Here is a 12,998-nt window from a genome sequence, read left to right on the forward strand (position 1 = left end):
TTTCTATTGTCGATCTTAACTAAAGCATAGTTAGATGTTCTATCCTGATAATGAATACCATATTCGTCAGTTAACCGAAGCTGACCTGGCGCAAGTATGCTCGATTGAAAAAAGAGCCTATACCATTGCTTGGACTGATAAGGTTCATGCTGAGTGTGTTGAATCAGGCTATCCCAGCCTGATATTAAAGCAGGGAGGTGCAATAGTTGGTTATGCCATATTTAATTACCTGTATGACGAATGCCACCTGATGAATATTGTCACAGACCCCAACTTTCAGGGGTTGGGTGTTGCTACAAGGCTGATAAAAGCTATGTATGACAAGGCAAGAAAGTCAGGCATGGTTAAAGTAATTCTGGAAGTGCGGGAATCAAACACGATTGCCATTGAGTTTTATCATAAGCAAGGCTTTGCCGAGATTGGATTGCGCAAAAACTATTATAAAACGACGGATGGTCAGGAAGACGCTTTAGTGATGGAGCTTATTCTTTAAGGTTGCTAGGTTTCTTGCGTCTTTTGTAACTCATGACTTTTCAAAAACTGTTCAAATTGTTCAGTGACGAGTGGGCGACTGTACCAATAGCCCTGCATTTCTTCACAACCTTTTTTACGTAAAAAATCTAGCTGTTCTTGCGTTTCAACCCCTTCGGCAATCGTCGTTTTGTGCAGGCTATGCGCCATTTGAATAATGGCTGTAACAATCGCCTGGTCATCAATGTCAGTGACAATATCTTTAATAAAAGATTGATCGATTTTGAGTTTGTGTACGGCGAATTTTTTAAGATAGCTCATGGAGGAATAACCGGTTCCAAAATCATCAATTGAAACTTTAAAACCCGCGCGACTTAATGCGTCAATGGTGGTGCCTGCAACTTCAGGGTCCTTCAAAGCTACTGCCTCAGTTAACTCAACCTCGATATTTTCAGGTACAACTCCAGCTTTACGTACTAAGCTAGTGATTGTTTCGACAAGGTCAGGTTGATGAAATTGTAGTGCTGAAAGATTTACAGCGATGATCACTTCCGGTAATCCACGCTCTAACCAGCTTTTTTGTTGCTGCGCTACTTGCTGTATGACCCACTCCCCAATCTGAACTATCAGGCCACTTTGTTCGGCCAAAGGAATAAACTCGGCAGGTGAGACTGTGCCCCATTCAGGATGCTCCCAACGTAACAGTGCTTCAGCACCAACCATCGAGTTATTACTTAAACTCATTTGCGGTTGGTAGACTAAATGGAACTGATCATTGGTTAAGGCTTCTTTTAGCGCTATTGATAATTGCAAAGAACGAAGTGAGTGTTCCTGCATCTCTTGGGCGAAGAATCTGAATGTATTCCGGCCGTCATGTTTTGCACGATACATCGCGGTTTCTGCGCACATAATTAATTTGTCTGCGCTTTGTCCGTCATTTGGTGAAATCGCCAGTCCAATCGATGGGCTGATAGAGAGTATGTGTGAGTTGAACTTAATTTGTCGCTGGACGACTTCGAGAACATTTTTGGCTATTAATGCTGCTGAGTGCTCATTGGTCAGGGGAAGAACAGCGGCAAAAGTATCGCCTGCGATGCGTGAAATAATGGATTGTTTACCTAATTCAAATCGAAGGCGATTGGCGACCTCAATTAAAATCAAATCACCGACTTGATGGCCAAGGGAGTCATTGATGGTTTTGAAGTTATCCAGGTCAAGCCACATAACTGTCATGGCTTGCTTTTGTTTGAAGCTATCGTCCAGTAATTGCTGCAATCTTTCTTCGAGCATTTCACGCTTTAACAAGCCTGTCAGTTGGTCGTAGTTGGAAAGCTGGTGGATTTTTTCCTCGGCAATTTTCTTGAGAGTAATGTCTTCTTTGTGTGCTACATAATTAATGATTTTCCCCTTATTATTACGAACAGGGTAAATCATGGCGAATTCAGTGTAATGGGAACCATCTTTACGACGGCTTACTAATTCACCGCGCCAGGCATCACCACGTGCAAGTTGACGCCAGATCATTTTGAAAGTTTTATCGGGATCTTGTTCAGCACTAAACTCTATGGGGTTTTTGCCGATAGCTTCTGTTTCAGAGAAACCAGTGGTTTCTATAAAGGCTTTGTTGACATATTGAATATTACCATCAGTGTCAGTAATAAGAACAGGGTAAGGGTTCTGATCGATACCGGTTGATAAGCGGCGGATTGTCGCGTCTTGCCAGCTTTGTTTGGTAAGACTCCAGATGGTATTGGCCAGAATCTGTAAGGTCTCTACATCTTGAGCTGTGTAGTCTGACTCTTTGTTGCCTACACCGACCATCATAGTGACTTTGTCGTTATCAATTACCGGCAAACTAATCAGCCTTTTAAGATGGGCATGGCCTTCAGGCAGCCCTTTCTTATCGCTGGCAGTTTTATAATCATTGATGACAACTGGTCGTTTGTTGCGAATCGCATCAGCCCAAATTCCCGCCTGATCAATCGGATAATGGTTTTCAAAATTGGCAGTGCAGTGATGAGCCAGGGTGCTGGTTGACCAGGTGACGATCTTGATGGTTTTCTGTGAGTCATCAATAAAGTGAATGAACGCAATAGAACTATTTGTCAGGTTCTCTGCTATGTCTACACTATGCTGCATGAAGTAGCGCTCTCCACCAATGTGCAGATGGTTTTGCAATTCTAATAAGTGCTTATTAAGTTTTGCCTCATGAGCGATATGCTGTTCGATGTTTATAGTGCTTGTTATATCACGCGATAGAATTAGAAATGTTGACGGCTGGTCAAGATGACCTTTCTTACGTGAGATTGATAACTCAAATGTGCGCACCCCACTGGGAACCTGGAGCTCAATTCGTGTGCCTTGAGAGCGGCCAATTTGGCCAGCTGTTTCTATTGCTTGCATGCATCGCTTAGCATTCTCCTTATCCATAATTTCCTTGATGTTGCTACCGATTAATTTTTCTTCTCTCCTGAGAAGTAACTCAGGGTTTGCTGAGTGAATATCGAGATAGTTACCTTTCGCATCAACTTCAATTAACAGATCCGGTAGTGCATTCAGGGTCGCCGACAACTTGGACTGTAGTTGACTCATTTTCATAAAAGGGCTTTGGATTGCTTCGACAAATAATGCACGATATAAAAAGCTAAAGGCAAAGATTTTATAAATGTGCCCAATCAGGTTGTACAAGTCTGAAACGTTGGCATAGAGGGTAAAAAAGAATTCACTCATTGCCATAGTAATGGCCGCTGCAACTAGCCAGTTGGCGCCAAACTCACGGATATTGTTGAGCTGATTAATGAACAAGAATGCTGCTACCAGGTAAAGCCCAATCAGGAGGTACTCAGATATAACTTTAAACTGAGTTAAGCCTTCAACATTTGAGTATGTATCGGGAACAGAGTCTGGAAAATATAAAAACCAGAAGTGAAACAAACCGACAGTCATTAAAGTGAGTGCCAGCCAGAAGTATCTCGACAGTTTTGCTAGCTTACGCTCGAAGTTTAACGTGATAGTGGCGACTAATAGTATGGCAAAAGCTATGGTAAAACGGGCTGCTAACCAAAAGTTAATGGCCTTTTCAGGACCGCTTGGGGTGACAAAGTCAGGCATCCCCTGATAAGAGATAGTGTGGGTTAAATCCAAAAGTGCCACTCCAAGCGCTCCGCAGCCTAAAATGATGACTTTGGTGGTTGGCTGAAACTTCTGCGTGACCCAGGCTATACCAAACACCATAGATGCTACAGCAATAGATATGACTTCAAGGGCAGTATGAAGTGGCAGGTAAGAGGCGAGACCTTTACTAACATCGGGAGCTGGCAGGACGATAACAACGCCCAGCGAAATGACTAAAGCAATAACCCAAGTTGAGACCGCATGGTCAGAGTTTTGAAACTTTCTGTGTCTTGAAAGCATAAACTTTGGGCTATCCCCTTACTCGAAAGGTAGTCATGAGCGTAATTTCCTGTAGAGTTTGAACAGGAAGCGACCCCATATAATGTCTTTTATAGCAGTAAATTAGATAATGCTCAACTAAACTCATTGCTACAGAGTTTAAATAGTGAGCAGCCAGGTTAGTCTGGCGGTTTTTTAGAGCTATAACGGTGTCGTTCTCCGGTGGCTTATTTGGGGTTCTAACTTGACAGACGCGTGTAAATCACTAGCCTAAGGACTAATTTCCAGGCTTTATTGGCACAGTATGCAACAACAATTTACAGAATGGTTAAAAAAACATGGCGTTGAGTTTTCGGATGTAACGGGACTTATTTCGGTTTTAGGACTAATTGTTCTGATCTCGCTTGTCGTTCATGTGATCCTGCACAGGGTCGTTTTGCGGTTTATTGAGAACAGGGCGCGGAAATCGGAGAAGCTTTGGAAGCGTTCATTATTTGAAAACAAGCTATTTAACCGTTTTGCCTTAATGATTCAGGGCATCATCATTTATATCCAGGCGGGGCTTTGGTTAACGCCGGACTCTGTAGCGTTGAACTGGGTGCAAACCTTATCACTATTGTGGATTCAACTGTTCGCATTGTTGACCATTTTCTCTTTCCTTGATGCGCTCTATTTAATGGGGCAAAAGAAAACAGAAACCAGAGCCTTACCGCTTAAGGGTATTTTCCAAAGCATAAAAATTGTTGCTGTGCTTGTCATTGGCATCTTTGTGATATCTATCTTGGTGGGCAAATCTCCGTTATTAATTCTTAGTGGCCTGGGTGCCATGACTGCAGTGGTCATGTTGGTGTTTAAGGATCCTATTCTCGGTTTGGTTGCGGGCATTCAATTATCAGCGAACAATATGCTAGAAGTGGGTGATTGGTTGGAAATGCCTCAATACGGTGCGGATGGCGATGTAATTGAAATCGCTTTAACTACAGTAAAAGTTCGAAACTGGGATAAGACCATTACTACGGTCCCTACCTATGCGTTGATATCGAATTCGTTTAAGAATTGGCGCGGTATGATGGAGGCCGGTGGTCGCCGAATTAAACGTTCGGTGTTGATTGATTCTACCAGTGTTGAGTTTATGTCCGATGATGTCATTCAGCGATTGAATCACTCGAAACTGTTAGCGCCCTATCTGCAGCAGAAGCTGGAAGAGGTTAATCAATATAATCAAGAGAACGGCCTTGATATGTCTTTTCGGATAAATGGTCGACGTCTGACTAACCTAGGCACTTTTAGAGCCTATTTGCTGAGTTATTTAAAAAGTCATCCGCAAATTCATCAAGAACTTACCCTGATGGTTCGTCAGCTTGAAGCTTCTGCTAATGGTATTCCGTTAGAAGTTTATGCTTTCACCAAGACTACAGACTGGGCTGCTTACGAGGGCATCCAATCGGATATTTTTGACCATATTTTTGCGGTACTACCTGAGTTCGGATTAAGAGTTCATCAGTCACCGACCGGTTATGATGTACGCTCATTAGCTTTGCCCAAACAGGAGTCGAGCGAAAAGCAGCGAATGAGTGAGCCAGAATCTGGACAAAATAAATCCAGCTAGAACCTCTGGAAGCTATAACATCTGGCGGCAAAACAGCTTATAATTGCCGCCTTATTGCTTCCGACACACGTTTCAACTTAAGAGAGTCGCATGTCCAAAACTGATTCAAAAATGGTGTCTCAAATCGAGAATCGCCGTACATTTGCTATTATTTCGCACCCAGATGCGGGTAAAACCACCATTACCGAGAAGGTATTGTTATTCGGCAACCAGATCCAGGAAGCGGGTGTGGTGAAAGGTCGTGGTGGCAAGCATGCAACTTCGGACTGGATGGAGCTTGAAAAACAGCGTGGCATTTCGGTGACCACTTCAGTGATGCAGTTTCCTTATGGCGGTCGTACGGTAAATTTATTGGATACCCCAGGTCACGAAGATTTCTCTGAGGATACTTATCGTACATTGACCGCGGTGGACTCTGCGTTGATGGTTATTGACGCCGCAAAAGGTGTAGAAGCGAGAACCATTAAGTTAATGGAAGTGTGTCGTTTGCGTGATACGCCGATTATCACTTTTATGAATAAGATGGATCGCGATATTCGAGAGCCTATTGAATTGCTGGATGAAGTAGAGGATGTCTTAAAAATTAATTGTTCGCCAGTCACTTGGCCGATTGGTATGGGTAAGCAATTCAAGGGTGTTTACCATATCCTGGAAGATAAAACCTATCTCTATCAGTCTGGACTCGGTCATAAAATTCAGGATGTGCGTATTATCGAAGGATTGGATAACCCAGCGCTTGATGAAGCAGTGGGCTATCTGGCAAAGGATTTGCGCGAAGAGTTGGAGCTGGTGCAGGGCGCTAGTCATGAGTTCGATTTGCAGGAGTTTTTAGACGGTAAACTGACCCCAGTATTCTTTGGTACCGCATTGGGTAATTTCGGTGTGAATCATATGCTGGACGGCCTCGTGAAATGGGCGCCATCACCTTTGGCGCGTGAATCCGATGAGCGTCAGGTTGAAGCGACCGAACCCACATTTACTGCCTTCGTATTTAAAATCCAGGCGAATATGGATCCGCAACATCGTGACCGTATCGCTTTTGCTCGAATCTGTAGTGGTAAATACACCAAAGGCATGAAAATGCGTCATGTTCGTCTTAATCGTGATATGACCATCAGCAATGCGCTGACGTTTCTAGCGGGCGACCGTGAGCATCTTGAAGAAGCCTATGCAGGAGACATCATTGGTTTGCATAATCATGGCACTATCCAGATTGGTGATACTTTCACAGAAGGCGAAGCGATCAAATTTAAAGGTATTCCAAATTTCGCACCTGAGCTATTCCGTCGCGTACGTTTACGTGATCCATTGAAGAATAAGGCTCTATTGAAAGGGTTGGTACAGTTATCAGAAGAAGGTGCCACTCAGGTGTTCCGCCCACAAACTTCTAATGATTTAGTGCTTGGCGCAGTGGGTGTGTTACAGTTTGACGTGGTTGCACATCGCCTGAAAAACGAATATAAAGTGGAATGTATCTATGATCAGGTTAATGTTGCGACTGCCCGCTGGGTTGAGTGTGACGACGAAAAGAAGTTTGAAGAATTTAAACGTAAGAATGCTGATAACCTGGCATTAGATGGAGGGGACAACTGGACTTATTTAGCACCAACCATGGTTAATTTGAATTTAGCCATTGAGCGTTGGCCAGATGTTCGATTCTTTGAAACGCGCGAGCACTAAATCAGACACGCTCTAAATCAGTTGCTCCAACGGAAAGGGTAGAGAATATAGGATGTTCAAACCAAAGCACAAAGAACCGGAAATTAAACTTTTCGATAGTCATTGCCATCTCGACTTCCCGGTTTTTGATAAAGATCGGGAAGTCATTCTCAGTAATTTGCATAAAGTTGGAATTGAAGGTGTTTTGATTCCAGGTGTTACTCAAGATAAATGGCGGAACTTGCGTCAGCTTGCGGCATTGAGGCCAGACGTTCATGTGGCTCTAGGCTTGCATCCGATGTTTCTCAAAGAACACAAGAAACAGCATCTTCATGATCTTGAGTTAGCGGTTACTGTCAATAACCTTTCTGCCATTGGTGAGATTGGTCTTGATTATTATGAGAAAGAGGTGGATCGTAAAAACCAGATAGCGTTGTTCAAAGCGCAAGTTGAAATTGCTAAGTCTGCCAAATTACCTGTTATCCTCCACGTAAGGAAATCCCACGAAGATATTTTGCTATATCTCAAAACATTACACTTTGAGCATGGTGGGATTGTGCATGCGTTTAATGGCAGTTTGGAGCAGGCCAAGCGCTATCGAGACTTTGGCTTTAAGTTGGGGTTTGGCGGTGCTGTCACCTACCCGAGAGCGGTTAAATTACGGTCTCTAGCTGCAGAACTACCTTTATCTGATATAGTTCTGGAAACCGATGCGCCGGATATGAAGCCTTATAATTATAATAAAGATCATAATACACCTCTCAATATATTCCATAATTTCAATAGCTTAGTTGAATTAAGGGATGAGTCCGCCCATGAGATTGCTGAGACCACAACTCGCAATAGTAAGCAAGTACTGAGTATAAAGTAGTTAATATCTCATTATTTCACATTTATCTAAAGACCCTGTTGTTATTGGTTAAGTTTTAAGCTATAACAATTCGCGGTTTGGCTTCTAGAAGGCTAAACCGTCCTATAGCTGAGTTATAAATAAACATAAACTAACAATAACGGGGTTCAAAAAATGGATAAAAAATCTATTTTCCCGCCTGCCAAAAAGCTGATGATAGCCACTGCGATCCTTTCTGCGGTGAGCTTTAATAATGCTGTTTTGGCGGCAGAAGAGGAAGAAGCGGAGAGCATTGTCGTTACAGGTTCTCGTATTCGTCAGGCACAAGCTGAAGGTGCCAATCCAGTGAAAGTTTTGGATCGAGCCACGCTTGATCAGTCTGGACTAAAAACTATCGGTGATATTCTTGCCCAGTTGCCGGGTTCTGGCTCTGCACTTAATACTAGATTCAACAGTAGTGGGAACTTCGGTTTTCCACCAGATGGGGGCGGTGTTGGTGCGGGTGCCGCACAAGTTGCATTAAGGCATCTAGATGCAAAAAGAACTTTGGTATTGGTTGATGGCCAGCGATGGGTGAATGGTTCTTCAGCATCAGGTGTTTCAAACTCTGTAGACTTAAATACTATTCCAATTAGTATTATTGACCGTGTTGAAATTTTAGAAGACGGGGCATCTTCTATTTATGGTTCTGATGCGATTGCCGGCGTTGTAAATATAATTACTCGTAAAGATTTCGAGGGGCTGGAAATTAACGCCTATGGCGGTATGTTCGATGAAGGTGATGGTGAAACCGGTCAGTTTGATATTTCATTCGGTGCTAATTCTGATCGTTTAAATGTTTTTTTCAATGTTAGCCATTATGACCAACAAGCAGTAAATGCATATGATCGTGAGCTTTCAAAGTATCCAGTACCTAATACAGGTGTAACTCGTGGTAGTTCTGGTACTCCTCAGGGGCGTTTTTTGTTTGTTGATCCTAATGATGAAGTTAATGATCTAACAATTAACGACGGTGTTACTGGTATTCCTACCTATGATCTAAATAACCCTGGTGGTCCAAATGATGACTTCCATGCGTTTACAAACAATGATCGCTTCAACTTCTCTTCATACAATTTGTATGTAACGCCTAGTCAGCGTACCTCTATTTTTGGCCAGACAACATTTCAGGTTTCTGATAATGTAAGCTTCTATACTAAAGCTATGTTTAACAACCGAAAGTCAACGAATCAAGCCGCACCAGAGCCAATTTTCATTGGCCCAGATGCAGGTACAGGTGGGTTGGCGGATACGGTTATCATTCATGAAACTAATCCTTATAACCCATTTGGCTTTACACTGGATGAAGACAACCTAATATTTATTGGGCGTCGTCCACTAGAAGGTGGTCCCCGTGTGTTCAAGCAAAATGTTGATACTACATTGATTGCAATGGGCTTTAACGGCAGCTTCATGGCTGGTGATAATGACTACTATTGGGATGTCAATTACAGTCATGGTAAGAATGATGCACAACAAACCACTTACGGTAGTTACAATATTCAGCGTATCAAAAATGCTCTTGGCGCCTTAGCAGACTGTCAGGCGCTTGAAGGCTGTGTTCCGCTTAACTTAACCGGCGGTCAGGGTGATGGTTCGGGCACTATTACTCAGGAAATGTTGGACTATATCCAACCAGTAATGACTGACGTGAGTGATAATGTCATCGATACTTTCTCAGCAAATATCTCTGCGGATCTTTTTGAGATGCCTGCTGGTTATTTCTCTTTCGCAGCAGGTATTGAGTCGCGTGAATACCGAGGTTCATATCAACCTGATGGATTAGTGGTTGCGGGCGAAAGTAACGGTGTTCCATCAACCCCTACTCGTGGCGAATATGATGTTGACGAATACTACGCCGAGTTCAAGCTTCCATTGTTGAAAGATTTGGCCGCTGCCGAAGAATTGACCTTAACACTGGCAGCCCGTAATTCCGACTACAGTACTTTTGGTTCGGAAACTACTACTAAGTTCGGTGCCTTATGGCGTATAACGGATGAGTTCATGCTTCGTGGTGCTGTATCTGAAGGTTTTCGTGCGCCAAGTATTGGTGAGCTATATGCTGGAGCCTCACGCTATGATGCGCAACTGACAGATAGGTGCTCAAACTATGAAAATACTCAGTTTGAAACTAATTGTTCTAACCTGGGTATCCCTGTCAATTACTCACAAGCTAATCCACAAATCTCTATTACCACTGGTGGTAACCCCGATCTGGATGCGGAAAAATCTGATAGCACAACCTTTGGTTTTGTTTATAGTCCTGGTTGGGTAATGGACGTTGACTGGATCAATAGTCTTGATTTTAAAGGAACCTACTATGAGCATGAAATTAAAGATGCAATTCAGGCAATTGATGCACAGACTCAGTTAGACCGTTGTATCACGACGCTAGATCCTGAGTTCTGTAATGGCATCAGCCGTACCGCTGGTGGCGCTATCAATGGTTTCAATAACCGCCTGGTGAATATTGGTGTGATTGAAACTTCTGGTTATGATTTCAATATTAGCTATGTTAGCCCACAGTATGACTGGGGTACGTTGAATATTAACTGGACCAATACTTTTGTTAGTGAATATATCGAAGAAGCTCTTGGTGAGCGTGAAGATCTTGCTGGCATCGAGCGTAACGACTCAGGTATTCCAGAATGGAAATCTATGGTTAACACAACATGGAAACGTAATGACTGGAGCTTAGGCTGGACCATGCGTTATATAGACAGCTTAACTGAAGCTTGTTCGGATACTTTGGATAATTCTCCAAACAGCCTAACAGCTCTGGGTTTATGTTCAAACCCCGCTTCAGTTGACTCTGAGTCAACTAATGAGTTGGATTCACGCTTATATCATGACCTTCAGTTTACCTATTATCCAGATATTGATGGTATGGATATGGAGCTAACGGTTGGCATTAACAATGCACTTAACGAAGATCCACCGGCCTGTTATAGCTGCTCACTAAATGGTTATGACCCATCAGTTTATGACCCTGAAGGTAGCTTTAGCTATCTATCAGTTAGAATGAGGTTCTAATTGGGGAAGACGAGTTAAAGAATGGGGCTTCGGCCCCATTTTTTATGCTCGGTAGGGTGAGAACGTTTGGAAAATATAGCGGTTTGGTTTAACCTGATAGAATCTTACAGCAACAATTATTGGCACTATGTCAACAAGCCTATCTTCTTTTCAATTATTGGACTTATTAAAAAAAGCAAATTGGATCTCTGAAGAGCAGTTTCAGACCTCGAGAATTCATTTGCGTCAGGTTAATCCTAAGTTGCATCCGATTGAGCAAGTTGCTGACCTTTCTTTAATGCGTCACGATGATCATCGGACAATGATTGACGAAGAACTGCTAACGCAATTTGTGGCAAAGTTGTATAAATTGCCCTATGAAAAAATTGACCCATTAAAAATTGATGTTGACGGTGTCACTCGAGTCATGTCCATGGCATATGCACAACGGCATAACATTTTAGTGATTCACGTAGATAAACAAACTGAAGTGGTCAAAGTCGCGGTAATGAATCCCGAAGACTTGGCGTGGCGTGAAAGCCTTGAGCAGGTTTTACGCATGAAAATTGTGCCAGTCATGGGCAACCCAGCACTCATCAAGCGCTACCAAAAAGAATTCTATTTATTGTCAGCTTCGGTTAAAGGAGCTAATGAGGTTAAGTTACAAAAAGACAATTCAGTCACCAACCTTGAGCAATTGATTGAACTCAAAGGCGCAGAAGAGGCTGATGCCAATGACCAACACATTGTACAAATCGTCGATTGGTTATTGCAGTATGCTTTTAAAGAGCGCGCGAGTGATATTCATATTGAACCACGTCGTGAAGTCGGGCGGATTCGCTTCCGAATTGATGGGGTTTTGCATCCGGTTTATGAATTACCTATTTCGATTACCCATGCGGTTATTTCACGTTTAAAAATTCTAGGCCGAATGGATCTGGCAGAGCGACGCAAACCACTTGATGGTCGTGTTAAAACAAAAAGCCCAGACGGCTCTGAAATTGAGTTGCGACTATCAACGCTTCCGACTGCTTTTGGAGAAAAATTTGTTGGTCGTATTTTTGACCCAACCGTACTTACGCGTAACTTTGATGAACTGGGTTTGGAACCCGAAACGGAATCAACGTGGCGAGACTTGATAAGCCAACCCAATGGCATTGTCTTACTAACTGGACCAACTGGTTCCGGTAAAACAACAACCCTATATACCTCATTAAAATTATTAGCCACTCCCGATGTTAATATCTGTACTATTGAAGATCCTATCGAGATGGTGGATCCCAATCTTAATCAAATGCAGGTCCATCACGATATTGGTCTTGATTTCGCTGCAGGCGTACGAGCTTTGTTGCGTCAGGATCCGGACATCATCATGATTGGTGAGATTCGCGATAAAGAAACTGCACAAATGGCGGTGCAGGCTGCGCTGACGGGACACTTGGTAATATCAACCTTACATACTAATGATGCGCCTTCAGCGATGACGCGACTGATTGAAATTGGTATTGAGCCGTATTTACTGAATGCCACCATGTTGGGGGTTATGGCTCAACGATTGGTCAGAACCTTGTGCAAATTCTGCAAGCAAGAAAAGCCAACCGATCCAAAGGCTTGGGAAGCACTAGTCGGAGCCAATCAAAAAGTGCCAATGCCAGATAAAATTTTTCATCCGGTAGGCTGTGATCGCTGTCGTCATACCGGTTATCAGGGGCGCCAAGGTATCTACGAATTACTCAAAGTCACTGATGATTTGAAAACTCTCGTTTACGAAAATGGAGAAATACGCCAGTTAAGACGACAAGGGATTAAAGACGGTATGAACCTGTTACGAGTTAGCGGTGCTTATAAAGTTGTTGCTGGAATGACAACTATTGAAGAAGTGTTGCGCGTAGCACCGCGCGATACCAAATAAACACTCATAGTGAGCAGACAATAAAAAAAGCCTGATGAAAATCTCATCAGGCT

The 12,998-nt window shown here is 42.9% G+C and carries 7 protein-coding genes; 6 read left to right on the forward strand and 1 reads right to left on the reverse strand.

The window, feature by feature from the left end; translation table 11 throughout:
• The first annotated feature begins 34 nt into the window (after window positions 1-34).
• On the forward strand, window positions 35-493 hold the full coding sequence (rimI, locus tag KKOR_RS04020) for a ribosomal protein S18-alanine N-acetyltransferase (protein WP_012800736.1): 459 nt from the start codon (window positions 35-37) through the stop codon (window positions 491-493).
• Between the two features lie 5 nt (window positions 494-498).
• On the opposite strand, the gene KKOR_RS04025 is transcribed toward rimI, so the two are convergent.
• Entirely contained in the window at window positions 499-3,885 is a 3,387-nt protein-coding gene (locus KKOR_RS04025; RefSeq protein WP_012800737.1) for an EAL domain-containing protein, read from the reverse strand.
• 283 nt (window positions 3,886-4,168) lie between these two features.
• Here KKOR_RS04025 and KKOR_RS04030 point away from each other — a divergent pair, with 283 nt between their 5' ends.
• From KKOR_RS04030 to KKOR_RS04050, 5 genes are all read left to right on the forward strand, one after another.
• The gene (locus KKOR_RS04030) at window positions 4,169-5,473 is read left to right on the forward strand and encodes a mechanosensitive ion channel family protein (protein ID WP_012800738.1); all 1,305 of its coding nucleotides are present in this window, start codon (window positions 4,169-4,171) and stop codon (window positions 5,471-5,473) included.
• Window positions 5,474-5,584: 111 nt separating this feature from the next.
• Window positions 5,585-7,153, forward strand: a complete 1,569-nt coding sequence (gene prfC / locus KKOR_RS04035) for a peptide chain release factor 3 (protein ID WP_187287333.1) — start codon at window positions 5,585-5,587, stop codon at window positions 7,151-7,153.
• 52 nt (window positions 7,154-7,205) lie between these two features.
• Window positions 7,206-8,003, forward strand: coding sequence for a TatD family hydrolase (locus KKOR_RS04040; RefSeq protein ID WP_012800740.1), 798 nt, complete (start codon window positions 7,206-7,208; stop codon window positions 8,001-8,003).
• Between the two features lie 153 nt (window positions 8,004-8,156).
• Complete coding sequence (locus KKOR_RS04045) at window positions 8,157-11,054, forward strand: TonB-dependent receptor domain-containing protein (protein ID WP_012800741.1); 2,898 nt, start codon at window positions 8,157-8,159, stop codon at window positions 11,052-11,054.
• Window positions 11,055-11,181: 127 nt separating this feature from the next.
• Entirely contained in the window at window positions 11,182-12,945 is a 1,764-nt protein-coding gene (locus tag KKOR_RS04050) for a GspE/PulE family protein (RefSeq protein ID WP_012800742.1), read from the forward strand.
• Window positions 12,946-12,998: the final 53 nt, after the last annotated feature.

The sequence above is a fragment of the Kangiella koreensis DSM 16069 genome (assembly GCF_000024085.1).
Lineage (GTDB): Bacteria > Pseudomonadota > Gammaproteobacteria > Enterobacterales > Kangiellaceae > Kangiella > Kangiella koreensis.